The 26,564-nt window shown below is 66.7% G+C and carries 19 protein-coding genes and 1 pseudogene; 9 read left to right on the top strand and 11 right to left on the bottom strand.

Features of this window, described 5'->3' with window-relative positions; genetic code table 11:
• The first annotated feature begins 51 nt into the window (after nt 1-51).
• Both G9Q41_RS04705 and G9Q41_RS04700 read left to right on the top strand, forming a co-directional pair.
• The gene (locus G9Q41_RS04705) at nt 52-612 is read left to right on the top strand and encodes an aerial mycelium formation protein (RefSeq protein WP_092525530.1); all 561 of its coding nucleotides are present in this window, start codon (nt 52-54) and stop codon (nt 610-612) included.
• Entirely contained in the window at nt 609-1,577 is a 969-nt protein-coding gene (locus G9Q41_RS04700) for an asparaginase (RefSeq protein ID WP_165631987.1), read from the top strand. The genes G9Q41_RS04705 and G9Q41_RS04700 overlap by 4 nt, the downstream gene beginning before the upstream one ends.
• 514 nt (nt 1,578-2,091) lie before the next feature.
• On the opposite strand, the gene G9Q41_RS04695 is transcribed toward G9Q41_RS04700, so the two are convergent.
• On the bottom strand, nt 2,092-2,976 hold the full coding sequence (locus tag G9Q41_RS04695) for a hypothetical protein (protein WP_165631988.1): 885 nt from the start codon (nt 2,974-2,976) through the stop codon (nt 2,092-2,094).
• 245 nt (nt 2,977-3,221) lie between these two features.
• Between G9Q41_RS04695 and G9Q41_RS04690 the strand changes: the two genes are divergently transcribed.
• Nucleotides 3,222-3,395 carry a DUF3073 domain-containing protein gene (locus tag G9Q41_RS04690; protein WP_092525526.1) on the top strand — a complete coding sequence of 58 codons (174 nt, stop codon included), beginning with the start codon at nt 3,222-3,224 and terminating at the stop codon, nt 3,393-3,395.
• Between the two features lie 467 nt (nt 3,396-3,862).
• Here the strand turns inward: G9Q41_RS04690 and purM are convergent, their stop codons facing one another.
• The 5 genes from purM to G9Q41_RS04665 form a co-directional block, all read right to left on the bottom strand.
• Nucleotides 3,863-4,972, bottom strand: coding sequence for a phosphoribosylformylglycinamidine cyclo-ligase (purM, locus tag G9Q41_RS04685; protein WP_207630691.1), 1,110 nt, complete (start codon nt 4,970-4,972; stop codon nt 3,863-3,865).
• A 190-nt stretch (nt 4,973-5,162) separates the two neighbouring features.
• Nucleotides 5,163-6,734: an amidophosphoribosyltransferase gene (purF, locus tag G9Q41_RS04680; RefSeq protein ID WP_092525522.1), complete on the bottom strand. Its 1,572-nt coding sequence runs from the start codon at nt 6,732-6,734 to the stop codon at nt 5,163-5,165.
• A gap of 89 nt (nt 6,735-6,823) precedes the next feature.
• Nucleotides 6,824-7,231 (bottom strand): sterol carrier family protein, encoded by a 408-nt coding sequence (locus G9Q41_RS04675; RefSeq protein ID WP_217637900.1) that lies wholly within the window; start codon nt 7,229-7,231, stop codon nt 6,824-6,826.
• 82 nt (nt 7,232-7,313) lie between these two features.
• Nucleotides 7,314-7,952 (bottom strand): DNA-binding response regulator, encoded by a 639-nt coding sequence (locus tag G9Q41_RS04670; RefSeq protein ID WP_245695884.1) that lies wholly within the window; start codon nt 7,950-7,952, stop codon nt 7,314-7,316.
• 426 nt (nt 7,953-8,378) lie between these two features.
• The gene (locus G9Q41_RS04665) at nt 8,379-8,813 is read right to left on the bottom strand and encodes a PRC-barrel domain-containing protein (RefSeq protein ID WP_165631990.1); all 435 of its coding nucleotides are present in this window, start codon (nt 8,811-8,813) and stop codon (nt 8,379-8,381) included.
• Between the two features lie 254 nt (nt 8,814-9,067).
• Here G9Q41_RS04665 and G9Q41_RS04660 point away from each other — a divergent pair, with 254 nt between their 5' ends.
• The 4 genes from G9Q41_RS04660 (at nt 9,068) to G9Q41_RS04645 (ending at nt 13,438) form a co-directional block, all read left to right on the top strand.
• Nucleotides 9,068-9,640: a type VII secretion system-associated protein gene (locus tag G9Q41_RS04660; protein ID WP_165631991.1), complete on the top strand. Its 573-nt coding sequence runs from the start codon at nt 9,068-9,070 to the stop codon at nt 9,638-9,640.
• A 42-nt stretch (nt 9,641-9,682) separates the two neighbouring features.
• Nucleotides 9,683-11,560, top strand: coding sequence for a glycoside hydrolase family 15 protein (locus G9Q41_RS04655; RefSeq protein ID WP_165631992.1), 1,878 nt, complete (start codon nt 9,683-9,685; stop codon nt 11,558-11,560).
• Nucleotides 11,557-12,600 carry a glucose 1-dehydrogenase gene (locus G9Q41_RS04650; protein WP_165631993.1) on the top strand — a complete coding sequence of 348 codons (1,044 nt, stop codon included), beginning with the start codon at nt 11,557-11,559 and terminating at the stop codon, nt 12,598-12,600. The genes G9Q41_RS04655 and G9Q41_RS04650 overlap by 4 nt, the downstream gene beginning before the upstream one ends.
• A 142-nt stretch (nt 12,601-12,742) precedes the next feature.
• A complete protein-coding gene (locus G9Q41_RS04645; RefSeq protein ID WP_092525508.1) occupies nt 12,743-13,438 on the top strand; it encodes a DUF3558 family protein in 696 nt (231 codons plus the stop codon).
• A 223-nt stretch (nt 13,439-13,661) separates the two neighbouring features.
• Here the strand turns inward: G9Q41_RS04645 and G9Q41_RS04640 are convergent, their stop codons facing one another.
• Together G9Q41_RS04640 and G9Q41_RS04635 are read right to left on the bottom strand one after the other, a co-directional pair.
• Nucleotides 13,662-14,765, bottom strand: coding sequence for an inositol-3-phosphate synthase (locus G9Q41_RS04640; RefSeq protein ID WP_165631994.1), 1,104 nt, complete (start codon nt 14,763-14,765; stop codon nt 13,662-13,664).
• A gap of 70 nt (nt 14,766-14,835) precedes the next feature.
• A complete protein-coding gene (locus G9Q41_RS04635; protein WP_092525504.1) occupies nt 14,836-15,369 on the bottom strand; it encodes a PadR family transcriptional regulator in 534 nt (177 codons plus the stop codon).
• A 240-nt stretch (nt 15,370-15,609) separates the two neighbouring features.
• On the opposite strand from G9Q41_RS04635, the gene G9Q41_RS04630 reads away from it, so the two are divergent.
• Nucleotides 15,610-16,020 (top strand): DUF5318 family protein, encoded by a 411-nt coding sequence (locus tag G9Q41_RS04630; protein ID WP_092525502.1) that lies wholly within the window; start codon nt 15,610-15,612, stop codon nt 16,018-16,020.
• Between the two features lie 417 nt (nt 16,021-16,437).
• Here G9Q41_RS04630 and G9Q41_RS22580 read toward each other — a convergent pair.
• Nucleotides 16,438-16,500: pseudogene (locus G9Q41_RS22580) on the bottom strand (heterocycloanthracin/sonorensin family bacteriocin); the annotation flags it as partial.
• A 253-nt stretch (nt 16,501-16,753) separates the two neighbouring features.
• On the opposite strand from G9Q41_RS22580, the gene G9Q41_RS04625 reads away from it, so the two are divergent.
• Nucleotides 16,754-19,729 carry a transglycosylase domain-containing protein gene (locus tag G9Q41_RS04625; RefSeq protein WP_165632129.1) on the top strand — a complete coding sequence of 992 codons (2,976 nt, stop codon included), beginning with the start codon at nt 16,754-16,756 and terminating at the stop codon, nt 19,727-19,729.
• 1,085 nt (nt 19,730-20,814) lie between these two features.
• On the opposite strand, the gene G9Q41_RS04615 is transcribed toward G9Q41_RS04625, so the two are convergent.
• Together G9Q41_RS04615 and G9Q41_RS04610 are read right to left on the bottom strand one after the other, a co-directional pair.
• Nucleotides 20,815-21,468, bottom strand: a complete 654-nt coding sequence (locus tag G9Q41_RS04615; protein WP_165631996.1) for a transposase family protein — start codon at nt 21,466-21,468, stop codon at nt 20,815-20,817.
• Between the two features lie 578 nt (nt 21,469-22,046).
• Nucleotides 22,047-26,204, bottom strand: a complete 4,158-nt coding sequence (locus G9Q41_RS04610) for a hypothetical protein (protein ID WP_165631997.1) — start codon at nt 26,202-26,204, stop codon at nt 22,047-22,049.
• Between the last annotated feature and the right edge of the window lie 360 nt (nt 26,205-26,564).

The raw sequence follows: 26,564 nt of genomic DNA, 5'->3' as shown, positions 1-26,564 counted from the left end.
CCGAAGCGCCGGCTCCGGCGAACTCAGCGCCAGGATGCAGAGGTTGTAGCCGTGATCGAAGTGCGCCCCGGAGGCCGCCGACGCATCGACCGGGTTCTCTCCCCGGACTACGTCGGCGATGTCGAACAACGCGGTCTGGACGAAGTGCGCGAACTGCGCGACGAAGCAGCACAGGAGGAGACCGACCTGTCCTACCTGCGGAGAATGCTGCACGCGCGGATCGACATCGTCCGGGCCGAGCAACGCAGACGCGACGAGGACGGCTCGGCCACCGTTGTCGAGGAGCTGGTCGGGATCCTCTCGGACAACGCCGTGGGACCGGCCTCCGGCTCCGGTCGGTACCAGACCATGGAGCCCTCCAGGGCGGAGTCGCACCGCAGACACGTGGAGGCCCTGGTCTCCGATGTGGACCTGTCCGACGTGATGTCGCTGTCGAGCGAGAAGCTGGACGCCACCCTGCGCGCCTTCGAGTCCGAGGAGGAGTCGGTCTCCACCCGGCGCAAGCAGGTCCAGACGGTGGTGGACCAGCTGAACGAGGAGATCGCGCGCCGATACCGCGAAGGGGTCGCCTCGGTGGACGAATTACTGGCAGCGGAAAGGGACGGACATTGAACGAGCACGGTAGCCCGGTACCGCTGGTCGAAATGGTTCGCGGGGACATCGTGGAGGGCCTGCACCACGGTTCGGTCGTCGTCCTCGCCCCGGACGGCCGGGTGAAGCACTCGCGCGGCGGGGCCGACCAGCCCATGTACCCCCGCTCGGCGAACAAACCGGCCCAGGCCGTCGGCATGATCCGCTCCGGACTGGAGCTGACCGAGGACGCCGACGTCGCGCTGGCGGCCTCCTCGCACAGCGGCGAGCCGGAGCACCTGCTGCGAACGCGTGAGCTGCTCAACCGACACGACCTGACCGAGGACGCCCTGCGGTGCCCGACGGACTGGCCGCTGCGGGAGGCGGAGCGGGACCAGCGCGCCTCCGAGGGGTTCGGCAAGCAGCGCATCACGATGAACTGCTCGGGCAAGCACGCCGCGATGCTGGCGACCTGCGCGCAGCGGGGCTGGGCGCTGGAGGACTACCTCGACACCAAGCACCCGCTGCAGGTGGACCTGCACGAGACCGTTTCCGAGCTGGCGGGCGAGCCGGTCGCCGCCACCTCGGTGGACGGGTGCGGCGCCCCCTTGTTCGCCGTCTCGCTGACCGGTCTGGCGCGCACGTTCCGGACGATGGTCACCGCACAACCGGGGACTCCGCAGCGCAGGGTGGCCGACGCCATGCGCGCGCACCCCTGGCTGGTCGCGGGCACCGACCGGGAGGACACGCTGCTCATGCGCGCGGTCGACGGTCTGCTCAGCAAATCGGGCGTCGAGGGGGTGCTGGCCCTGGCGTTGCCGGACGGTCACGCGGTGGCGGTCAAGATCGCGGACGGTTCGGCGCGGGCGAGGCTGCCCGTGGCAGTGGCCGCGCTGCGCTCGGTCGGGGTCGTCAGCGAGGAGCTGGACGCACTGGCCGAGGAGCCCGTGCTCGGCGGTGGGCGCACCGTGGGGAAGGTTCGCCCAACGGCCGACCTCTTCGACTGAGAGTGCGCGGGACGCTCTGCTCGGATGGTCCCGTGGCGGAACCTCAGTCGGGGTCTCGCTGCGGGATCCTCGACATCGGGTAGCGACCACTGAGTGCGCGTAGCAGAGCTTTGCGTAGGCGGTTGCTTAGCCGGCACGTGAGTCGGCGCCTTGGGAGTGTTGGGCCGCTCTTGAGTAGCCACCTACGCGGCGAGCGGCCCGGCCGTGCAATGCATCCGACTCACGCACCGGATCTCCTCGTTCTGCGTGGGCTCAAAGCGCTCGCGCGGAATGGAACCTTCCATCTGAAGTGCGCAGAGGTCACGGGCAGGAGGTTCCGGTCAAGGAGTCCGCTCCAACGAAAGCGCTCTGAGCCCGAGCCACCGGCACCGCCGCGGGTTCTCAGTCGAGTGCCCGGCGAGGACGGCCCCGACGTTGTGTGGCCGCTACCCGATGTCGGGGCACCCGCAGCCGGGCGCCGACTGAGGTTCCGCCAAGCGACCCGCCGAGCAGAGGGCCCACTCGAGCAGACCGGTCAGTTGTAGCGTTCGTGCGCTGCCAGTTCCGCCCAGAACTCGCGCAGCGCCTCGTAGCGCTCCGCCACCTCGTTGGTGTGCCCGAGCTCCATGGCGTCGACGATCGCGTGCACGTCCTCGGCCGAGGTGTCGGCGCGCAGGTCCTCGTCCCGCATCATGCGCACCAGGCCGCCGTAGTCGAGTTCGACCGCCGAGTGCGGGTGGAACCGCTCCAGCCAGCGCCCGGTCTCCCGCAGGATCTTCGGCGGCCCCTCGTCGCCCAGCGTGTTCCTGGTGACGGTGTGCGCCCGCGAGACCCTGCGCCTGGCCTCCGCCATCGGCGTGCGCCAGTAGACCCGTTCGAGCCCGCCGTGCGAGTCCTCGACGAGCACGCGCTGCTCCGGGTCGACCACGGCGAACCACGGCAGCGGGATCGTCCAGGTGGACGAGATCACGTGCACCGCGCTGTCGGACATCTCGTTGACCACGGCCGTGGCCTTGGACTTGGCGGTGTCCTCGGGCATCGTCAACGCCGCCGTGCGCAGCGGCGGGTCGGCGGCTCCGATGAAACCGACCAGCGCGGCTGCCGCGCGTCCCCGGATGTCGAGCGGGCAGACCAGCGGTCCCGGACCGACGGTGTCGGCGGACTCGGCGGGAACGTCCTCGGGGTCAAGGGCGAGCACCTCCTCCTGCCCCTGCGGTGTTCCGTCGATTCCCTCCCCGGGGAGAAGACGCGGTCGGATGGACAGTTGGCTACGCAGCCACCTGTTCTGCTCGCGAGCACCGACCCCGACCGGATCCACGGCACCCTGATCCAGCGCTTCGGCGAGTTGTTCCTGTCGGGGCGACTCGAACGATGACAGGGGCTCGTACACCCTCATGTAGGCGACGAACGGCTCCGGCACAGCGTGTATGTTGCCATGTCCGCGCACCGCTTCCGGCGGCGCCCGCCCCCACCCCGCACCGACCGGTTCCACGTCCGCGTCCGGTGCGGCTCACGTCACCGTTGCGGAGGCGGCTCGCTGGGCGCACCACGTCGCGAAGAACCGCATCGGCACGGTACGGTAGTTACAGGAAAAGGTTGTTGAGATTCATGCGGGGCCGCCGTTCCCCTGGCCGCCCCGCAAACCCTGCGCGAGGGGGTCGAGCCATGGGGCGCGGCCGTGCCAAGGCCAAGCAGACAAAAGTGGCCCGCGAGCTGAAGTACAACTCCCCCAGTGTTGACCTCAAGGCGTTGGAGCGTGAGCTTTCCGCTGACTACACCCCAGAGTGGTATGAAGAGGACGACTACTACTACGACGGGGAAGACGACTACCGAAGGTGAACGTTCACCCGCGAGTCGCGGGAACCGCTCCCGCGGGTGATCGTGCTGTCGAGGTCCGGTTAGCGGTTGGGTCGAGTGCCGGTACAGCTGTCCGGCCACTCTGACGCGCCGGGGACACGACCGAATGTTCGGACACCACCGCGGGTGGGCGGCGGCTCCTGTCGAGCGCACCCACCCGACGGTCCCCGAACTGTGCCCTGCTGAGGGGCGCGCGAGTCGCACGGCGGCGGCGCAGCGCGCAGGCCGCGGTGCCCGATTCCGCCAGGCTTTCCGAAAAGCGCAGCAGGGTGCCGACCGACGTGCCGGCACCCGGTCTCCTGCGCGCCGTCGCGGACCGCCGCTTCCCCGTCGTGCTGCGGATCAGCGCGCTGCTTGCGGCGCGGGCGACGCCGAAACGATCACCCGATCGATCGGCGCCGCCGCGAAAGCGGCCACGACGAGCTCAGCGCGAGACTCCAACAGCTCCTTCAGAACCTCGGGTGATTGCCGCGCAGCACCACGCGCTGCTCGCCCTCCAGGTCCGGAACGGCCGACTCCTTGGCCACCTCGCCGAGCACCCAGGCCGGCGAGTGCCGCGCGGTGAGCACGGCCAGCGCCCGGTCCACGTCCTCCGCGGCCACCACGGCGACCATGCCGACCCCCATGTTGAAGGTGCGCTCCATCTCGGCGGTGTCGATCCGCCCGCGCTGGGCGATCAGCCCGAAAACGGGCTCGGGGGTCCAGCTGCCCCTGTCGACCACCGCGCCGAGTCCCTGCGGCAGCACCCGCTCCAGATTGGCCGCGAGGCCACCTCCGGTGACGTGCGCGAAAGTGCGCACCTCGGCCTCGGCAGCCAGTGACAGGCACTCCTTCGCGTAGATGCGGGTCGGTTCGAGCAGCTCCTCGCCCAGGGTCCGCCCGAACTCCTCGACGTGCCCGGAAAGCGGCATCCTCGCCTGCTCGAGCAGCACCCGCCGCGCCAGCGAGTAACCATTGGAGTGCAGCCCGGAGGAACCCATTGCGATCAACACGTCCCCGGGGCGCACCCGATCCGGCCCGAGCACGTCGTCGGCCTCGACGACACCCACGCCGGTGGCCGATATGTCGTACTCACCCGGCGACATCATCCCCGGGTGCTCGGCGGTCTCCCCACCGAGCAGCGCGCAGCCGGCCTGCACGCAGCCCTCGGAGACCCCCTTGACCAGGCTGCCGATCCGGTCCGGGTCCACCGCCCCCGTGGCGATGTAGTCCTGGAGGAACATCGGTTCCGCCCCGCAGACCACGAGGTCGTCCACCACCATCGCGACCAGGTCGATGCCCACGGTGTCGTGGATGTCCATGGCCTGGGCCACGGCCAGCTTCGTCCCGACCCCGTCGGTGGACGAGGCCAGCACCGGCTCGTTCCACCGGTCCAACTTGAGCTGGAACAGCCCCGCGAAACCGCCGAGCGAGCCGAGCACTTCCGGACGGGTGGCGCGCTGTGCCCACGGGCGCATCCGGTCCACTGCCTCGTCGCCCGCTTCGATGCTGACTCCGGCCTCGGCATAGGTGGCCGCGGGCCCGTCCGGATCGGCGGTACCGGAATTCGACCCTGTCATCAGGTCTTCGGACACGTCTTGCTCCAGATCTGGTGCGCGATTTGACGATCGAGTGTGCGCGTTCGTGCGGCTGACCCCACGCTACGCGTGATCATGGACGACTCGGGTAACGAGCACGGAACCGCCGAGTTGCGGGCCGGCTCACCGCGAAGCGCGGCAGCGGGGCGGAACGCCCCGGCGCCCACCGGTCTCACGGCCGGCCCACCGCGTCCTCGGCCCCGTAACCACTGGGGAAAACGGGGTCGGCCGCTCCGGAGGATTCCTCGCTCCGCGCACCATCGGAATCCTCCAACATGTGCTTGCCGAGCCGGTCCTCCTCCGGGATCGGAATCGGGTACTGCCCGTCGAAGCAGGCCGCGCACAACCGGTTGCGCGGTTGCTCGGAGGCCGCCACCAACCCGTCCAGGGAGATGTAGCCGAGCGAGTCGGCTCCGATCGAGCGACGCACCCCGTCCAGGTCGAGCCCGTTCGCCACGAGCTCGGCGCGGGAGGCGAAGTCGATGCCGTAGTAGCACGGCCAGCGCACCGGCGGTGAGGCGATGCGCACGTGCACTTCGAGAGCTCCGGCCTCGCGCAGCATCCGGACCAGGGCTCGCTGGGTGTTTCCGCGCACGATCGAGTCGTCGACGACCACCAGCCGCTTGCCCCGGATCACCTCGCGCAGCGGGTTGAGCTTGAGGCGGATGCCGAGCTGGCGAATGGTCTGCGACGGCTCGATGAACGTGCGGCCGACGTAGGCGTTCTTGACCAGACCGTTGCCGTACGGGATGCCGGACTCCTCGGCGTAGCCCACGGCCGCGGGGGTTCCGGACTCGGGGACCGGCATCACCAGGTCCGCCTCCACCGGGTTCTCCCGAGCCAGCTTGCGACCGATGTCCACCCTGGTGCTGTGCACCGACCGTCCCGCGATCGTGGTGTCGGGGCGGGCCAGGTAGACGTACTCGAACACGCAGCCCTTCGGCTCCGGCGCGGCGAAGCGCTGGGAACGCAGCCCCTCGGAGTCGATCGCCAGCAGCTCTCCCGGTTCGACCTCCCGCACGAAGGAGGCCCCCACTATGTCCAGGCCCGCCGTCTCGCTGGCCACCACCCAGCCGCGTTCCAGCCTGCCGAGCACCAGCGGGCGCACGCCGTGGCCGTCCCTGGCCGCGTAGAGCGTCGACTCGTCGGAGAAGACCATGCTGAACGCGCCGCGCACCGTCGGCAGCAGCTCCATCGCCGCCTGCTCGACCCCCTTGTCGGCCGCGTTCGCCGCCAGCAGCCCGCACACCAGGTCGGTGTCGGTCGTGGCCCGCTGGGAGCCCGTGGCCGCGGAGGCGTTGGGTGTGGAGGCGTCGGCCCCCTCGGCCACCGCGCGCTCGAACAGCTCCGCGGTGTTCACGAGATTTCCGTTGTGCCCGAGAGCGAGCCCGCTGCCGGCCACGGTGGTCCGGAAGGTCGGCTGCGCGTTCTCCCAGCTGCCACCGCCCGTGGTGGAGTAGCGGGCGTGGCCGACGGCCACGTGCCCCCGCAGCGAGGCGAGCACCTGCTCGTCGAACACCTGGCTCACCAGGCCGAGGTCCTTGTAGACCAGCATCTGGGAACCGTCTCCGACGGAGATCCCCGCGGCTTCCTGACCTCGATGTTGCAGCGCGAAAAGTCCGTAGAAGGCCAGCTTGGAGACTTCCTCGCCAGGGGCCCACACGCCGAAGACGCCACACTCCTCACGTGGGACGTCCTGCTCGGTCGACTCGGCTCTTCCCGGATATGGCAGGTCGGTGACCACCGAAAACTCCCTGATGACGGAGTCGGAGTTACACCTCAGTATAAACTGCGTGTCATCCTCCGGTGTTCACCTCCCGAACGTGTGCCCGGTCACTTCTCCGCTGGCTCGTCACCGGCGGAGTCGAAGCGCAGCAGCGGAAGCCAGTGCGACAGGTCGGCTCGGGACCCCGAGGCCGAGACGAGCCCGTCGGCCACGGCCCCCTGCCAGGAGAACCTCCCCGTGACCAGTGACAACCACGTGTGCGGGTCGGTCTCGACCACGTTCGGCGGGGTTCCTCTGGTGTGCTCGGGTCCCGGCACGCACTGCACCGCCCCGAACGGCGGCACCCGCACCTCGACGCTCCGCCCCGGAGCGACCCCCTCGAGAGCGCGCAGCGTCATCCGAACGGCCCCGGCGAGCTCGCTCCGCTCCGGACGGGACTCGTGCCCGCTCAGCCAACCGAGCGTGCCGGCCACGGTCTCGCGAAGGTGGGTCGGGTCAGGCGAACCTCTACTCACTCCTCCGAGGTTAATAAGGGTCACCGGCGCCGGTTGCGTGGCGGGTTGCGTGGCGGAACCCCGGTCGGGGGCCCGCTGGTGCTCAGAGCCAGCCGAGCTTCACCGCGCGCACTCCGGCCTGGAAACGGGTCTGCACTCCCAGCCGCCAGATCAGCTCGCGAACCCTGCGGTGCGCGGTGCGCGAGCTGAACCCCATGTGGCGCCCGATCGCCTCGTCGGTGGCTCCCGCAGCCAGCAGGGACAGGATCCAGCGCTCCTCCTCCGAGGGAGCGTCGGTGACCTCGTCCCCGCCGTTCGCGCACAGCGGCGCGGCCAGCCGCCAGAGATCGTCGAAAACGCTGCTCATCGCGGAGAGCATGGTGGAACCGCGCAGCAGCACGGCACTGTCGATGGTCTGGGAGGTGCTCGTGAGCGGCAGCAGCCCGATCTCGTCGTCGACGAGCAGCACCTTCACCGGAGCCAGGTGAACGACCCGAGCCTGCTCGCCCAGCTGCAGCATCCGCGAGGTCCTGTCCAGCTGTGAGCGGTGGGACAGCGCGGAGCGATCGTAGAGAACCTGGTAGTCGACGCCCTCGGAGAGCTTGTGGCACTCCAGCGCGTCCAGGGAGTCGGTCGCCACGTAGGGGGGTTTCACCACGCCGCGCACGACGCGCGTGGCGTCGCGCTGCAAGCGGTGGGCCACGCTTCCGATGCACTCGGCACCGTGAACGATACGCAGCACGCCCTCCCGCGAGGTCCGGGCGCTTCGCGCGACGGAATCGACGGTGCGGCCGGCGTTCGTGCGGATCTCGCGTTCACTCGGGGACTGCTTCGCGGTTCTCGGCTGTGCGGGTCGCAGCATTTCGGCTTGAGTGCTCGGCACGACGGCCCCTCTCGGTGGATGCACGGCCCGGTCTCGGGTTTCGGGTGGTCACCCGGCCCCGAACGGCAACTTATCCGAACCGGACACCTTCAGGAACCCACTTTCGGAGGAGGCGATCCAACCGCACGGCTTAGTCCCCGCGGAGTGATCCGCCGTGATCGCCCGAGCTGCGCTCCGCCGCGGCACCGGCGGGACCCCGGGTGCGAAGTGCCGCCGGATGGGCCCGGCCAGCTTCCACGCGAGACCGCGGCCACACCGACGACAGCGCCCGCACGGCATCCCGACTCAGGGGGATGCGACCAGGCGGCGCAACCGCGAGCTGACAGCTCGCACGTAGCTCACCACGGCCTCGGCCGAGTTCGTGGTGTTGCCGACCGCGGGTTCCGGAGCACGCGGCCGTCTCCCGTCCTCCATGCCGTAGTGCAGGTAGAGCTCCCTCTCCCGCTCCGCTTCGAGATCACCTTCCTGAAGCGGCACGCACGGCGCGTTCCGCACGGAGTCCCTGGCAACGGCGACGGTCAACGTGTCACCGTCGAACGCCGCCCCCTCCAGGGGGACGAGACTCTCGTTGGTTCCGAACAAACCGGTCTGCACCGTCGCCCACACGGGCTGTTCGGTGTCGGCGTCCACCAGGATCCGACCCACGACCCCGAGCCGATGGCCTCTCGGGTCGAACGTGTCACATCCGGCCAGTCGCAACGCCTCCCGCTGTCCGATCATGAGCAAACCACCTCCCACCCACCTGCTCGCCCCGACACGAGCATCGGTGGTTAAGTCTGCACGTCTGGGCCGCGGGAGGCATCCCGCTCACCCACGCGGACTGTGTCCGTTGTCACATCGAGACCGAACGCGGGTCCCTCTCACACGTCTGACACCGTCTACGAGGTCGACGCGGAGTACTCACCCCACGGCGTGAAACGTCGGGAGGGACCGCGCGAAGCGCCCAGCACAGTATCCGAAAGGACCGTCACGAGATGACCGAAGAACCGGCACAGCCCTACGTCCCCCAGATCACCGACGAGATGCGGGAGCAGGCGAAGCAGACCCCGGACAGCTGGCTCTACATAGTCGACCCCTCCTACGAGAGCTCCGGTGAGGACGTGCCACCCGAGGGCGTGGTCGGCGCCTTCCGAATCGATTCGGACGGCGAGATCGAGCAGGAGTTCCACCCGAACGAGGAGTACGAGCCCAGGGTCGGCACGATCGAACCGGTCAACGAGCTCGAGCGAGTTCTCGAGCGCATCTCCACCGGGCAGGCCCCCGAGTCCGAACTGCCCCCTGCCGTGCTGGCCGCCGAGCTGGTGCTCTACGCCGAGAACTCCGAGGACGAGTCCCTCTACGAGGCGGAGCTGGACGACGGCAGCAGGCTCGTGCCCGCCTGCACCTCGGCGGAGCGGGTGCCCGAGGACTGGCCGAGCCACCGCGTCGTCCCGGGTGAGCAGCTGCCCAAGCTGCTCGCCGGAATGGACCTGGGACTCAACCTCGACGACCCGATACGCGCGGTGATCCCGTACGACATGCTGGTCGAGTCGTCCACGGAACAGTGATCAGGAGTTTCAACCGGGCCCGTCGCGGATAATCTGCACCGTGTGGCAGACGATCAACAACGCACTGGTCCGAGCCTGATCGAGCACTACGCGCTGCTCTCCGACCTCCGCACGTCCGCGCTCGTCGGCAGGGACGGCTCCATCGACTGGCTGTGCCTGCCCCGATTCGACTCGCCGTCCTGCTTCACGAGGCTGCTCGGCGACGACCAGCACGGTCACTGGCTGATCGAGCCCACCTGTCCCGTGCAGCGGGTGCAGCGACGCTACCGGGACAACTCGTTGGTGCTGGAAACCGACTTCCACACCGATTACGGCACCGTGCGGCTGATCGACAGCATGCCCCCGCACGAGAAGAACCAGAACGACCAGCCGTGCGTCGTGCGGACGGTCGAGGGCGTCACGGGCGAGGTCGACGTCCGAGTGCGGTGGGTGGTGCGTTTCGCCTACGGCCACTCGAAGCCCTGGGTGCGGACCATCCGCGAGCGGGAGCCGCTGCTGGACGAGTACCTGCTCGCGCTCGCGGGTCCGCACACCGTCGTGCTGCGCGGGGACAAGCTGCCCCGGCGCAAGGACGACGAGCGGGCGCACGAGACCACGCTCACCGTGCGAGCCGGTGAGCAACACTCCTGGGTGATGCAGTGGTCCCAGGACCCGGACCGCCTCCCGCCACCGGTGGATCCGGTCCAGCAGGTGCGCGAGAACGAGGAGTTCTGGCGGGAGTGGTCCCAGCGGATCACCTACAACGGCCCGCACAAGGAGGCCGTCTACCGCTCGCTGGCCACCCTCAAGGCGCTGACCTACGCGCCGTCCGGAGGGATGGTGGCGGCCCCGACCACCTCGCTGCCGGAGGCCCTCGACGGCAACCGCAACTGGGACTACAGGTACTGCTGGCTGCGCGACGCCACCCTCGTGCTGCTGGCCCTGGACAACTACGGCTGCTCCGCCGAGGCCGCGGCCTGGCGGCGCTGGCTGCTGCGCAGCGTCGCGGGCGATCCGGCTGACGTGCAGGTCATGTACGGGGTCGGCGGGGAGCGGCACCTGCTGGAGTGGCAGCCCGACTGGCTGCCCGGCTACGAGGACACCTCCCCGGTGCGCATCGGCAACGCCGCGTACGGGCAGCTCCAGCTCGACGTGTTCGGCGAGGTCATGGACGCGCTGCAACTGGCGCGGGAGCGCGGGGTGACCGAGACCCCCGATTCCTGGGCGCTGCAGCGCGGCATGATCAAGCACCTGGAGACGATCTGGCAGCGGCCGGACAAGGGGCTCTGGGAGGTGCGCGGTCCGGACAGGTACTTCACGCACTCCCGCGTGATGATCTGGGTGGCGTTCGACCGCGCGGTTCGCGCCGTGGAGGAGGACGGGCTGCCCGGTCCGGTGGAACGGTGGCGGGAGATACGCGACACCGTCCACCAGGAGGTGCTCGAGCACGGCTTCAACTCCGACCTGGGGGCGTTCACCCAGTACTACGGCGGGACCACGCTGGACGCGGCGACCCTGCTGATCCCGGAGCTGGGGTTCCTGCCCGCCGACGACGAGCGCGTGCTCGGCACGCTCCGGGCGGTGGAGCGCCAGCTGCGGCACGGTGTGCTGGTGGACCGCTACAGCACCCACGAGGGGACCAGCTCGGTGGACGCCCTCACCGGCAGGGAGGGCTCCTTCCTGGCCTGCTCGTTCTGGCTGGTCGACGCGCTGGCCATGTGCGGCAGGCGGGACGAGGCCGAGCGCGTCTTCGAGGAGCTGCTGGGCATGGCCAACGACGTGGGGCTGCTGGCCGAGGAGTACGACGTGCGCTCCAGCCGGTTCACCGGCAACTTCCCGCAGGCGTTCAGCCACCTGGCCCTGGTCAACTCGGCGGCTGTGCTCTACGGCGGGCACACTCGCAACGAGCCCAGTCGTCGCGACGGAAGGAGAAGGCGTTGAGGGCGGCGACCGTGATTCCGGGAAAACCGGATTCCTCGGCCGTCAACGAGCTGCCGGATCCGGATCCGGAACCGGGTGAGTTGCTGGTCGAGGGACTGCTGGCAGGAGTGTGCGGAACCGACGAGGAGGTCGTCGGGGCCGCGCACGGATCAGCGCCCGCGGGCAAGGACCGGCTGGTGCTCTTCCACGAGTCGCTCGGGCGGGTGCGCTACGCCCCCGCGATCAGCGGGTTCCACGAGGGCGACCACCTGGTGGGGGTGGTCCGCAGACCGGACCCGCAGCCGTGCGCGGCCTGCGCGGCGGGCCAGTGGGACTTCTGCCGCAACAACGGCTACACCGAGTGCGGGATCAAGGAACTGGACGGTTTCGGTGCGCAGCTCTGGACGGTGGAGCCGCGGTTCGCCGTTCCCGTGGCGCACCGGCTCGGTGATCTGGGGGTGCTCACCGAACCGGCCTCCGTGGTGGCCAAGGCGTGGGAGCAGGCCGAGAAGGTCGGGAAGCGGTCCTACTTCGCCCCGCGCCGGGTGCTGGTGACCGGGGCCGGGCCCGTCGGCCTGCTCGCCGCGCTGATGGGGGTGCAGCGCGAGCTGGATGTCCACGTCATGGACCGGGTGAGCGACGGGGTCAAGCCGGACCTCGTCCGGGACCTGGGCGCCAGCTACCACACCTCGCTGGACGAGCTCGGTTTCGAGCCGGAGATGGTGTTCGAGGCGACCGGTTCCGGGGAGGTGGTGTTCGACGTGCTGCGCCGCACCTCCCGCAACGCGATCACCGTGCTGCTCGGGATCTCGGGCAGCGACCGCACGGTGCGGGTGCCGACCGGTGCGCTCAACGACGAGCTGGTGCTGGACAACGACGTGGTGCTCGGCAGCGTGAGCGCGAACCTGCGGCACTACCGCAACGCGGTCCAGGCGCTGGACAACGCCGACCGCGCGTGGCTCGGCCGGTTGATCTCGCGACGGGTGCCGCTCGACCGCTGGCAGGAGGCGCTCAGCTCGGAGAGCGACGACGTGAAGGTGGTCGTGGACCTGCGGGACTGAAGGCCGCGGGGCGGAACACTATCCTGAACGGACACTCCCGGGTGGACCCTTCCGGGAGGACTGCCCGGGTGTGCCGCGCGAGCGCGTTCACGGCACCGGAGCGTTCTGGACACCGGGGCGTTGGCTATACATTGGCGGGACCATGACACGACGCTACTTACGCTCCGGCACCGTGCGCGCGACCGTCACCTCGCTGGCCGCGATCGGCCTGCTGACGATCGCGGCCTGCGGTGGCGAGTCCGCGGAGTCGGCGGACCCGCCGCAGGAGACCTCCTCCGCCGCGTCCACTGCGACCTCCGAGCGGTCTCCCGAGGTCACCAGTTCCACGTCCACCACCTCCGAGTCCTCCGAAACGGCCCCGCTGCCCTCCTGGGACTTCAGCAGCACGAGATCCGTGCCCGAGTCGGTCAGCGCGGTCGAGCCCCCGCCGCCGAAGGTCTCCCTCACGGGAACGGACCCGTGCGCACTGCTCACCGAGCCCCAGCGGAAGGAAGTCGGACTCACCGGCCCCACCAGCAGTGAGCAAGGCGACGGCTCGCGCAGCTGCGAGTTCGGTCCGCCCGAGGACAGCGGTGCCGGAACCAGCGCCCAGCTCGAGATCCACGAGAACAGCGGGTTGGACGAGTTCACCGGCGTCAACGGTGATCCGCAGGACACCACCATCGCCGAGCACCGCGCCAAGATCCAGTGCGAGTACGGGAACTGCCTGATCGGCATCGCCGTCGCCGACAGCTCCCGCGTGGACGTCCAGTCCACTGTGCGCGGCGACGACGCGGCCACGGAGCAGCTGGGCAGGAGGATCGCGGAAATGGTGATCGGGAACCTGTCGAACGTCTAGGGGTGATCCCGCCGGACAACACGTCGTCAGCCACGTACGCCCCGGAGGCCCGGAGCGGACGAAGCAGCCGTGGCCGGAGGACTGCCCGGTCACGGCACTCCCGCACCCCCACCCCGGCACGTCTCCGCCGCGAACGCGCACGGCCGCGCCCCGCGCGTCGAAGCGGGCGGGGCGCGGCCGTGAACCCGCGCGTCGGGGCGGTCCCGCGAACCGGCTCCGCGGCTCAGGCGCGGCCGGAGATGAAGTCCTCGACCGCCTGGTAGGCCTCCGAGTCGGAGTACTGCTCCGGCGGCGACTTCATGAAGTAGGAGGCGGCCGACAGCACCGGCCCCCCGATGTTCCGGTCGGCGGCGATCTTCGCCGCGCGGATCGCGTCGATGATGATGCCCGCCGAGTTCGGCGAGTCCCACACCTCGAGCTTGTACTCCAGGTTGACCGGGGCGTCACCGAAGGCGCGGCCCTCCAGCCGGATGTAGGCCCACTTGCGGTCGTCCAGCCACGGCACGTAGTCCGAAGGACCGATGTGCACGTTGCGGTCGCCCATCTCGCGCTCGACCTGCGAAGTCACCGAGTTGGTCTTCGAGGTCTTCTTGGACTCGAGCCTGCCGAGCTCCTTCATGTTCAGAAAGTCCATGTTGCCGCCGACGTTGAGCTGCATCGTGCGGTCCACGTGCACCCCGCGCTCCTCGAACAGCTTGGTGAGCACGCGGTGGGTGATGGTCGCCCCCACCTGGGACTTGATGTCGTCCCCGATGATCGGCACTCCCGCCTCGGTGAACTCCCGCGCCCACTCCGGGTCGGAGGCGATGAACACGGGCAGCGCGTTGACGAAGGCCACTCCCGCGTCCAGGGCGGCGCGCGCGTAGAACTTGTCGGCGTCCTCGGAACCGACCGGCAGGTAGGAAACCAGCACGTCGGCCTCGGCCTCGCGCAGCGCAGCGGCGACGTCGACCGGCTGCTCCTCGGACTCGGAGATGGTCTCCGCGTAGAACTGGCCGAGCCCGTCCAGGGTGTGACCGCGCTGGACCGGCACCCCGAGCGGCGGAACGTCGGCGATCTTCATCGTGTTGTTCTCGCTGGCCACGACCGCCTCGGACAGGTCGCGCCCCACCTTCTTCGCGTCCACGTCGAACGCGGCGACGAATTCGAGATCACCGACGTGGTACCCGCCGAAGTCGACGTGCATCAGCCCGGGTACCCGCCCGGAGGGGTCCATCTCCCCGTAGTAATGCACGCCCTGCACCAGCGACGCGGCGCAGTTGCCCGCACCAACGATCGCCACCCGGACCTTGCTTCGCGTCGCCTCGTCGTGACGATCTCCGCCCATGGTCGCCGGCCTCCTTCTAGGTCATGTCCCGTTCGTCTACCTGTCCAAGTTCCGCCCGACGTTCCCGCGCTCACGCCGGGTCCGCGTCCTGCTCGGCCCGTTCGTGTGCGATCAGCTCGTCGAGCCAGCGAACCTCGAGCTCGCTGTGGTCCAGCCCCAGGCGGTGCAGCTGCGCCGTGTACCGGTCGCACTGCTCGTCGGCTCTGGCCAGGATCGCGCGCTGGCCCTCCCGGCGTTGCTCCAGACGCCGGCGACGGCTCTCCAGGATCCGCATCCGGATCGGCGCGGGGGTCCGCGCGAAGAACGCCAGCCGCACGTCGAACGTCTCGTCCTGGCACGCCCGCGGCCCGCAGTCCTCGGCAAGCTCCACGAAGCGGTCCCGCCCCGCCCCGGTGAGCCGATACACGCGCCGGGGACGTCGCGATCCCTGTTGTGCGCCCTGCTCGTCCGGCTCCTCCTCGATCAGTCCGGCCCGCAGCATCCGCCGCAGCGTCGGATAGACCGTCCCACAGGAAAACGCGCGGATCTCCTGAAGCCGCTTGCGCAACTCGTAGCCGTGCATCGGCGTTTCGTGCAGCAAACCGAGCACCGCGAACTCGAGCATCGGCACCCCTCCTGCGAGTGAAGCTCCGAACGAGCAACACTCCGATCGGATTATATCGCCTCGATATATCACTTCGGAAACCAGACCGGCAGGTGTGTCCCGTGCTACAGCCCGACCGCGCGCAGGCGTGGAGCGCCCCGCTCCGCCGGGGGCGAGAGCCGGGTTCGGGTGTCACACACCACTCCTCCGGAGGGCGTTCCCTGAACGGCCCATGGAGATCGGGCGCACGACACGTACGCTGTGGGCGTGCGGACCCAACGGCAAGTGGTGGATTACGCGTTGCGGCGACGGTCGCTGCTCGCGCAGCTCCATGCTGGCCGCGTCGGGGTGATGGAGGTCTGCGACGCCGGCCCGTACCTGCTACAGGCCGCCAAGTTCCATGGTGAGTCCAGCGACGTGGTCTGTCCGGTATGCCGCAAGGAACGACTGACCTACGTATCCTGGGTCTTCGGTGACCAGCTCAAGCACGCCGACAACTCGGCGCGGAGCAACGCCGAGCTGGCCCGGATGGCCACCATGTTCGAAGAGTTCAACGTGTTCGTCGTCGAGGTTTGTCGTACATGTAACTGGAACCACCTGGTGCAGTCGTACGTCCTTGGAACCGGGGGCCGGCACGGCCGCGGTGGAGGACGAAGAACTGCCGCCGAGTGAGCACGCAACCTCTCCGGCAGCACCCCCGGCTGCCGGGTCGACGTGAACGCACCGAACGGCGTCTGCCGACGCCTGTCCCGGAGGACGACTACTCGTGACTGACGAGCGTGACGACCGGTCCGACGGCCGCCACCCGAGGCATCCCGCCGCCGGAGACCGGGAGCCGGAACACGGGCAACACCCCGGACCGCCCCCGCACGCGGGGCAGCGCAGACAGGACGGCCGGAGCGAGGACCCCCAGCGCGATCCCCGCAACGATCCACAGCGGCCGCCCGAACAAGGTGGGCAACCGCCGGGTCCGCCGGGGCATCCCCCGCAACCTCCACGTGGACAGGCTCCGCAGCACCCCGGGCAGCAGCCCGCTCCGGGGCAGCAGGGACCTCCGCAGCGCCCCGGTCAGGAGCGTCCGGACGGACGACAGTTACCGCCGGAGCAGCAACACCCCCCGCAGCAGCCTCCGCAATCTCCGCAACCCCCGCAGGGGCCACCGCGCGGCGCTCACCCCCCCAATCCGCAGGGCCCGCCTCCCCCACCTGGCCCCGGAGGCCCGCCCGGCGCTGCCCAGGGGCGCCAGCAGGCGCACCCGGACGGGGAACCCGCCTGGCCCGGGGAGGAAGCGACACCGCAGTGGCCCGGGGAACAACCCCCCGGCGACCAGGTCCCGCCCCGGGGAGGCCCTCCCGGACAACCACCCCGCGGCGAGGACCCGGACGCGACCGTCCAGCAGCCGGCCGTGCCCTCCGGGCAGGACCCGCGCGGTCCCGCGAACTCCGCGGCAACGCCTCCCGAGCACCCCGGCCGCACCGGTGACGAGACGCTGAACGCTTCCGCGCAGGGCCCCGCACAGGGACCACCGCCGGACGATGCGCCCACCCGGAAGACCCCGCCGGTGGTTCCCGGTGGGCAGCCGCCGACCGCCCGAACTCCGCACACCGGGCGATCGGACGACCCGGGCGAACAGCCGACCGAGCACATCGCGTCGGTGCCCTCCCCGGAGAACGAGCAGCAGGACAGGACGCGTCGCCACCCCGGCCCCTCCGCGGGCGCGGGAGGTGTCGCCGCGGCTCTGGGCGGAGCCGCGGGAGCCGCCGGTGCTGCTGGTGCTGCCGGTGCTGCTGGTGCTGCCGGCGGAGCCGCGGGCGCGGCGGGAGCAGCCGGTTCCGGGAGCTCCGGGAACCGCGACTCCACCGAATCCACCTCCCTGCTCGGCGCCGAGAGCGGGCAGCCGCCGTCCGCCTCCGAGCCCACCCGGGTGGGGGACGAGGATTCCGACAGCGATCCCGGGTTGATCACCCACCGCGCGGCTCAGGGCGGGTACAACTACTACACGGACGACGATCCGTACGAGGACGACTTCGACAGCGGTTACCACTCCGCCCCCGAGAGCTACGCCGACGAGCGCGGGCACGACGAGGACTTCGACTTCGACGACGACTTCGACCCACCCGAGGACCCGGATGACGACATGAACGCCGCCCGCAAGAAACACGGACGCCGAAAGCTCTGGCGCAGACTCCGCCGCACCTGCTACGTGGCAGCGGCGCTGATGATCGTGACCCCGGCGGCGGTGTTCGCCTGGTGCTACTTCACCTTCGACATCACCTCCCCCCAGGAGACCGCCGCGAACTACAACACCAGCCTGGTGGTCAACTACTCGGACGGAAGCCTGCTGAACAAGTTCTCGCCGGCCGAGGGCGAGAACCGAGTGCTGATCGACAGCCTCGACGAGGTCTCCCCCGAGATGCGCCACGCCACCATGGCCGCCGAGGACGCGGACTTCTACAGCAACCCGGGCTTCTCGGTCAGCGGCATCGCCCGGGCCGTGTACAACCAGCTCTCCGGTGGCCAGGGCGGTGGGTCGACCATCACCCAGCAGTACGTCAAGCTCAGCACCGGCAAGGACAGCCACTCGGTGAAGCGCAAGTTCACCGAGGTCGTGCGGGCGTTCAAGATGACCAACCAGTACGACAAGAACACGATCCTGAAGGCCTACCTCAACACCGCCTACTACGGCCGGGGCGCCTACGGGATCTCCAACGCGGCGGACGCCTACTTCGACAAGAAGCCCAGCGAGCTCAACGCAGGCGAGTCCGCCGTGCTCGCCGGGATGGTGCAGCTCCCGAAGGGCAACGACCCCAGGGTCGATCCGCAGCGGGCTCAGGATCGCTGGAACTACGTCATCGGCCAGATGGCCGACGAGGGCTGGCTCGGCTCCAAGGACCCGCAGAGCATGAGCATGCCCAAGACCGAGCCGATGTGGGCCTGGACCACTTCCACCACGCCCGTCCAGCTGCACATCAAGCAGCGCGTCATCAGCGAGCTGGAGGAGCACGGCTACACCCAGGGTGAGATGACCAGCCAGGGACTGCGCGTGGTGACCACTCTGGACAAGACGGCCCAGCAGGCGGCTGAGAGCACCGTCAAGCAGGTGATGCAGGACCAGCCGGACAGACTCATCCCGGCTCTGTCCGCCGTGGACCCCGAGACGGGGGCCGTGCGGGCCTACTACGGCGGAAACTCGGTCGGCCGGGACTGGGCGAGCTACCCGCAGCCGGCGGGGTCCTCGTTCAAGCCGTTCGTCACGGCGGCGGGCCTGAAGCAGGGCTACGGCATCGGCGAGGTCTACGACGGTTCCGACAACCAGACCATCTGGGGGACCGAGTACGCCAACGCGGCCGGGGTCGATTGCGAGCACCCCAAGCACTGCGGGGTGCGCGAGGCGACCACGAACTCGGTGAACACCGCCTTCGTGAACATGGCCGCCAAGTTCGGGCCCGAGAAGGTCGCCGCGGCCGCGCACCAGGCGGGCATCCCGGAGGAGCGCACCGCGAACGGTGAGACGACCGAGACGCTGGTCAGCCACAAGACCGGTCGGACGAACCTCGGCATCGCGCTGGGTGCCTACCCGGTGACCACGACCAACATGGCCAATGCCTACGGGGCCTTCGCCGACGGGAAGCGGGCCGAACCCAACTTCGTCAAGAAGGTCGTCACCAGCGACGGCGAACTCGTCGAGAACTTCAACGACAACCCGGAGAACGCGTTCTCGACGAGCTCGTCCGAGAGCCGCAACATCGCGGCCAACGTGACCCAGAGCATGCTCGACGTGGCCGAGCACTCCCACCTGACCCTGGACGGCAACCGGCCGGTGGCTTCCAAGAGCGGAACGCACCAACTCAAGGGAACTCAGCACAACGAGCGGGCCTGGTACGTGGGCTACACCCCGCAGCTGTCCACGGCGGTGTCCATGAACGCCGAGACCAGAACAGAACCCAAGGCGCTGCTGAACAAGAACAACGGGGACATCTACGGGGCCGGTCTGCCCGGGGACATCTGGCAGCAGTTCATGAACGCCTACCACGAGGGCAAGTCGGTCGAGCAGCTGCCCAAGCCGAGCAAGAAGATCGGGCAGTACACCACCCCACCGATGTCGACCTCGGAGACCTCGGAGTCGGCGAGCGAGAGCAGTGAGCCGCCCTCCTCGAGCAGTGAGCCGCCCTCCTCGAGCAGCAACCCGCCGAGCTCCACGAGCAGTGAGCCGCCCTCCTCGAGCAGCAACCCGCCGACCTCCGAGTGCAGCATCTGGGACTCCGACTGCCAAACGGACGACTATGATCAGGGCAACGGCAACGGCAACAGCGAGGACGAAGAGGGACCGAACGCTCAGGGGAGACCGGAGGAGAACCGTCGTGACCCCAGCTACGGTTAGCCCGTGGGCTCGACCGGAACACGAGGCGTCGTGACTTCCGGAGTCGGCACACCCGAACAGAGCGCGTGACCAGGAGCGCGGCCGGTTCCGACCGGCCGCGCTCCTCTCATGTACGAAGGCAGATCCCGCCTCGCACTAGATCCTTCGGGACAGTCCTCGTGGATCTACTCCGTCCGGAGAACCGCAGACTCACGCGGAGCGGAGAGCGCAGACTCACGCGGAGCGGAGAGCGCGACTGTGTACGGCAATCACGACACACCGTTCATCTGGTTCTCAATCGATATCCCGCGAGAACCCGAGAAAATCTCCCTCAGTACCACCCGGTGCAGTACCAGGGAGTCCACCCATACGCAGTATCTATGCGAGCACAAACCCTCGTAGAATCGATCCCCGCCCCCATAGCTGTCCAGAAGTTTTCATACCCCGGATCATACTGCGTCTCAGCCACGGCCGAGAATGTATACGAAGAGTATTCCGAATCAGGAGGGTTTCCATCCAGATTGGTTTGCCACCTGTTAGCCATACCTAATTTTCCAATACGTCCCCAGCTCGCATCACAAGCCGGCGAGTAACGAATTTCAAATGCAGTCCCATTGATGTATACCTGTTCCAAAGTACGCGCATCGGCTCCGCACCCCATCGCCTCTGGATTTTCACCGGTACAACTTGGTCCATAACAACCGACGGCAGCACGCTGCGGTGACGATGCTCCACCACTGGCAGAAGCCGGGGCAACCAACATGCCCATACTCGTCAGAGCCAGAGCAGCAACCGCCAGAAATCGACCAAATCTACGCATTCCTGCCTCTCATTCAGATCACCAAAAGCAATCGATACCACCACAACCGACAACACTCAGATAAGTCAATAGTGATAGACAACACAGGATACATTTTTGCGTGTCACACGACAAAAGACAATAGCGAACACTATCGAAGATATAACGAAAAAAACACGCTCACAACATTGGGGGCTGTGCACTGAACTGTTTACCAGGACTCTTGGAGCCGTCGGAGTCCGGTGATGATGTAGAGTGCTCGTTGAAGATGAACGAGTGGGCGGCGGTATCGGGTGGCCAGGATGTTTCAGTTTTTCAGGTGGGCGATGGTGCGTTCGATCGGGTAGAGTAGGAAAGCTACCGTCGTGTTGGATTTTTCCCTGTCGGGGTCGAGTGTTCCGTTTTTCGGTGTTTTGTGGGGCTTCGTGATGGCGCTTCCCAGGTAGTCGAGATCGCCGATGGTGTTGGCATGGTTCAGCGTCTCGTGCAGTGATGAGTTCCGGAATACCGTGAGATCGTGTGTGGCGCCGGGAAAGATCTCCGAACATGCGATAAGGCTCCCGTTGAGATCGGTGGTCAGCTGCAGGCGCACGCCGTAGCGTCGGTGCTTTCCCGAGTACAGTCTCTCCTGGTCACGACGGTTTCCCGTGGGGATGAGTACACCATCGACAAGAGCGACTCGCCCGTGGAATTCCTCAAGCGGGGCGTGTATCTCGTCCACGACCTCGGCCAGAGCGGGCTCGATCCGACGCAGCACCCGCGAGACCGTCGACTGACTCGTGTTCCGAAAGGCCGCCAGTTGTTTCTGGGTCAGATTCGTCCGGTAGGACTCCAGTGTCACCACCAGGGCCATGAACACCGACAATGTGTTCCTCGAATTCCACCGAATCACCTCACTGATCCGCTCAGTCAACCAGCACAGTTGGTCCTCACTCAACCCTGTGGTGTCCTCGTAACGCAACGGTCTTTCCTTGAGTGAATGGGCTTTTTGGTCGAATTCCATAGATACCTGGAAAGACTGTTTCTTTTATTGCCACCCTCGTCTTCGGCTCACCTTCATAGCCTCCCTGTTGAGCAGGAAAGGTGCTCGTGGGCCATCCCAGTACTCAACCCAGTATTCGCTGTCCACTGGACAGAGTCCTCCTCATCACAACCCGAAGACCGCAAGCGACATGTGCCACATTTTCAGTTTTCCGGCACGTGGTTCTCATTCCGTTTGCACGCGTCGTGGAACCGCATCAGAGCTATAAGAGCTCCAGGAGAGAGTATCAGCCACCAGAACTCATGTTTCGCCGGAAGAAAAAAGGGGGCCAACACGGTCACCACTACTTGCAAGAGAAGAAGTGCGATCCGAAGCCCTCTCGGCTTCCAGGGAATAAGGGGTATCCCTATCCAGACCAGAACAACCGGAAAAACGATGAACAGAACAAAGCTAATCAACATCAGACCTGTCCTCCATTTAGCTTTTAATAATGCGGACCAGGGTAGCACCCGAGGTGCACCCCTTGCGCCTCGGAGGGGCGCACCTCGGCAGGAAAATTAGTTCAGTCCCGGACTACTGTACCTGGCATCCGGCTTTAAATCGGGATCGGAACAGAACTTCATCGAGGAAGGATTAAATCCCGGCCCGTGAGTAGGGTTGACTCCCCAAGGATTTCCATTCCTGTCCCACATGGACTGCTCGACGTACTCATTGCAACCCCAGTACGGCATAAATTCGTGCAGGATCTCATTCTGTGATTTGCTGAAATTCTTGAAGTCACCTTTCAGCAGCGGCCCACTGCTCTCCCGATTGTTACCGGACAGGTCCATCGCAACATCGTTGTGATACAGGTAGTGATCAGGCATCCAACTCGCCCGCAAAACGGGCCTGCCATTTGTCTGCTTTATGGTCCCGTCAGCACAGGCGCGGAAGCTCAGATCCTGCCATATCGGAGGAGCGACATTGTATATACTGGACTCCGCTCCCACTATGGGCCCGCGGTCGAAGAACATTTCCCTGATGTTTTCCACGAGTTCCCAGACGCTTTGTGCGACCTCTGGAGTGTTCTGCAACTTCTCACTGAAGTCGTACATGGCATCGGTCGGCCCCTTCTTGCTGAGCAGGGGCCGGTACCCGATGATGCCGCCGGCAGTAGTACGGGCAGCGACGCAGGTTGCTCCCCGCTGGTCTCCAGTTCCTTTGTAGCTGGTCAGTTTTGGTGCCTTTCCTGCGTAGGCGTAGGCGCGTCCGGGTATTATGCCGTTTTGCAGTGGTCGCACGGTAGTGTACTCACCGTTGTGCTCGTTGAGGTCCTCGGCCCGATAGCTGAGGTCGGGAAGAGAAACTCCGTACAAACCGTAGTCCTCGGCTACAGCCCTGATCAGTTGGAGCGCGAAATGCGGCATGTGCGTGTCCGCGGTCCGGTGGCTGTAATCAGCGTGCTCACTTCCGGCTATTATTTTCCCGTTTTCTCCGGTGACGAAAGTTACTGTGGCCTTCGTTTTTATCTTGTACCGGCTGTCGTCGTCGAAACTGTCGGGTCTCCGATTGGAGTCCGGCCGGTCCTTGTAGGAGTTTGCGAATCCGATCCAGCTCGCGATGCTGTTACCAGGAGGATGGTTGTCCGGGTCCGTTCCGGCCGCTTTCACCTCGGAACGCCAGTTCGCGACCACCTCTCCGACGTTCGGTGTCAAGCAGTCCCCGACCTCAGAGTCGCAGTTCTTCATCGACAGGATCTTGTCGGACATGTTCATGGCCCAGTCATGGAGCCTTCCCATTCCTTGTAACGGTCCCTGGTTTATCCACGAGTCCGGGGCAGCCGTGTTGATGTTTTGGTCCTCGTCGAAGAGTGCGTCGGCTTCGACGGTCTCCTCGTGGTACTGGCCGTCTATGGGGATGAAGGCCATCGCGTCGAACGCGATGTCGTTCTCCCCGGTGCCGTGCGGTGTCTCGGAGCTGAGTGTGACTTTCGGGACCACTCCGTCGAACATGTATGTCCCGATGGAGACCCATCTGACTCCATCACCAGGCTGTCTGGTCACCTGCCCACCGGGACCACGGGTGGCGTTGACTCGATAGTCGGCGATCCGGGTGTGGGCACCGTGATCGGGTAGTGCCGCCATGATCTTCATCGGCCCGGTGCGTTCTCGATCGAGTGTCCAGGTTCCGGTGACCTTCATCTTGCCACCCAGTGCCCCCGGCTTGCGGGTGTGTGCGAACCAGAAGTGGCCGCCGAATCCCGCACCGATCTGATGGAAGTCTATCTTCGACGGGTAGTTGCCACTCGTGTCGCTGGCGAACTTCAACCCGAACTCGCCCGCATTGTTCCACGGGCGCCCGCAATTCGGTCTGATCGAATCAACGGAGTCGGCGACGTCATCGACGACAAGGGCATTGTCCGGAAGTCCACCCAGATCGCACACGGGTGGGTAGTTGGTTCCGTCCGGCTGTTCCGGATAGCTGGTGTCGAACCTGATGAACCCGTTACCACAGGTCGTATCGCAGTCGGTCTTCCAGCTGGTCGACTCATGGTACCAGCAACGGTAGTCGTCTCGCTGACACGGTTTTTCGAGATCGGCCGGATCACACGAGTTGCTCGAGTTGCAGAACAACCGAATGGGCGGCTTGGACTCGTAGCGGTACTGTTTGCTGTTCCACCACGCGGCGCGGTAACCGGCCCCGTCCTCGTTCGCCAACGGATGTCCGGCCCAACCGATCACCTTTTCAGGATAGGGCCAGTCCTGCGGATGGGAAGCGTCGTGGTACGTCTCCTCGAGGAACGGGTCCCTGTCCGCCGGATAGCGCGGGTTGATCGGGTTGTTGAACCACCCGACCCCCCATTGGCCGCTCGCGTGCTGGCCCTTCGGATAGAATCCGCTGTTGTAGGCCCACAGCGCGTAGAACCAGTTCTCGATCTTCGAGGAATCCCCGTTGTTGAGTGTCATCCCCGCACGCCGCGTAGCGTTCCACTTCTTCTGCAGTATCTGCATACCGGCGACGAGGTTGGTCGCGTAGTCCAGGGCGACCGCACGCTGCTTCCGCATCGGCCATGCGTCCAGACCGTCCGGCTTCTCGTGGCCCTCCAGCCGCATGTGGTCGGTAACCTGCGACATCCCGTAGCCGCAGTCCGCCTCGGCGAAGTTGATATCCCAATCATTGCTGGGGTCCTCGTCGTAGACATCGCGGCCGTAGTAATTGCCTATCAGCGGATTCCCCGTTACCCCGGGCTTCACATGCCAGCTGGCCTGCGACATGTTCGACTCCTGGGTCAGAACCCCCAGCATGATCTGTGCAGGAACCTCTCCCCCGCCTTCCAGTGGGATCGGTGGAAACATCTCCTGCGGGTCCCACGCCTGCAGTCCGGACCCCTTCCAGTCGTCCGGACGCGAAGGATGCAAATCGTGCTGCACAGCCTGGTTGACCGCCCACTCCACCTGACGTGGTGTCGGTTGATACACCTGCGTCTCGGGGTCGTTGCGGGGCACGGAGCAGGTTCGTCCCTGATCAACGGGGTCGGTGGCTGCCCCGCCTGCCTTGGGCGAGACGGAATCCCCCGGTTTGGCCAGCCCCGCATTCGGATGCGGCGCACTTGCTTCCGTGTCCGAGGCTGCCTGACTCTCGGGGGTTACCTTGAAGTCCAGCTCGGCTCCGGTCCGAAGGACCTTCGCATGCACGTTCACGGCCTCCGTCCGGCCGGGCCGTGGCCGCGTAGGACCTTTCTTCGAAGTGCTGTTGCTCAATTCGGTACCGGTAACCACGACTTCGCCTGTCGTGGACGGCTGCGCGTTCGCGGGCACCGACAGCATCCTCACAGGCCCCGGCACGCTCCTGACCGACTTCACCGACTGGCCGGTCACGAAAACGGACCCGCCTTTACCCGACCGAACGCGGACTTCGCCCAGCTTTCCACTGGCCACAGGCTGCAGGACGTCACCGTTCCAGCGTCGCACCCGGACACGTTCGTCGTCCTGCGAACGTTCCTGGAACACCACGCCACCCGCGGAGTCGGAACGCATGCGGAAGGGAGTGCTCGCTGCCCGAGCGAGCTCGTGCTGTTTCCCCGAACCGCCGACCCTTATCAGTCGGGAACCCCGCGCGGCCACGATCCCGTGCCGCGTAGGTACCGCTGAGGTCACCTGACCATCGGTGACGACGGGAGAGAGCTCACCGCTGGCAGCATCCAGCCGGACCAGACGTGTTTTACCGGTCTTCTCGTGCCCTTCCTGGGTAAGCACCGCCTGTTCCCCCGTGCCGCAAGCCGGATTGAAGTAGGCCATGCTCGAACGCAACGGTATCTTGTCCACCTCACCGGTGACCAGATTCACCACCGCTGTGAAAGCACCCCGCTCCACGAGGGGCTGCTCATTGGTGAACGTGCGCGGAGCGTAAACCGCCACAGCACGATGACCGGACCCAGTCACACAGACATTGCCGATCCAGCGATCCGAAACGATCCCCGGCTCGGACAAAGTCGCCACCGTTCGCCACGAATACCCAGAATCGGATTCCGCAGTCAGAATATGAAATCCGGCCGAATCCCCGGAAGTGGTCCAGGACAAGTCATCGGACTGCTGCCAGCCCTTCGGTAACACCTCATCGCGCTTCTTGGGCTCAACGGTGTCGTTCACCTGATTAACTCGCGCTGTATCCTCGCCCCCCGCGACGGGCATCGCCGAACTCGGAGCCGCCTGCGTCGGCACGGTCAACAGCCCCACCGCCGTCAGAGCAGCAGCAGCGACCGTGCCAAATCTTCGCAACCTCAAAACATCCCCAAAAAAGCGCAAAATTTCTACGTGATCAATCGAGAGTCACACGACAGGAAAACAAAATATCCACAAAAATTCCAGTGCAAAACTGAAACAGAAAACCACACCCGTTTGTCAATCAAGCGATTTTCCAAATAGGGCGAGCACATCTTCGGCACAGCACGAAGACCTTCTTGACCGCAGTACACCCCTCCCTCCTGATCGACAGAACCGAAACAACACTATTGCCTGAAAAAGTCGACAAAAAGACCCATCAAGAGCACAAACGCTACCCCGTTCAGAGCAGAAAAACACGCAGTCAGGTCAGTG

The sequence above is a fragment of the Actinopolyspora sp. BKK2 genome (assembly GCF_011291845.1).
GTDB classification, from domain to species: Bacteria; Actinomycetota; Actinomycetes; order Mycobacteriales; family Pseudonocardiaceae; genus Actinopolyspora; species Actinopolyspora saharensis.
This window is presented reverse-complemented; position numbering and strand designations above follow the sequence as displayed.

Coding starts and splice junctions, on each gene's coding strand:
- G9Q41_RS04690 (WP_092525526.1), top strand. CDS start 3,222: ATGGGGCGCGGCCGTGCCAAGGCCAAGCAGACAAAAGTGGCCCGCGAG.
- purM (WP_207630691.1), bottom strand. CDS start 4,972: ATGACAGGGTCGAATTCCGGTACCGCCGATCCGGACGGGCCCGCGGCC.
- G9Q41_RS04665 (WP_165631990.1), bottom strand. CDS start 8,813: ATGATCGGACAGCGGGAGGCGTTGCGACTGGCCGGATGTGACACGTTC.
- G9Q41_RS04660 (WP_165631991.1), top strand. CDS start 9,068: ATGACCGAAGAACCGGCACAGCCCTACGTCCCCCAGATCACCGACGAG.
- G9Q41_RS04645 (WP_092525508.1), top strand. CDS start 12,743: ATGACACGACGCTACTTACGCTCCGGCACCGTGCGCGCGACCGTCACC.
- G9Q41_RS04640 (WP_165631994.1), bottom strand. CDS start 14,765: ATGGGCGGAGATCGTCACGACGAGGCGACGCGAAGCAAGGTCCGGGTG.
- G9Q41_RS04635 (WP_092525504.1), bottom strand. CDS start 15,369: ATGCTCGAGTTCGCGGTGCTCGGTTTGCTGCACGAAACGCCGATGCAC.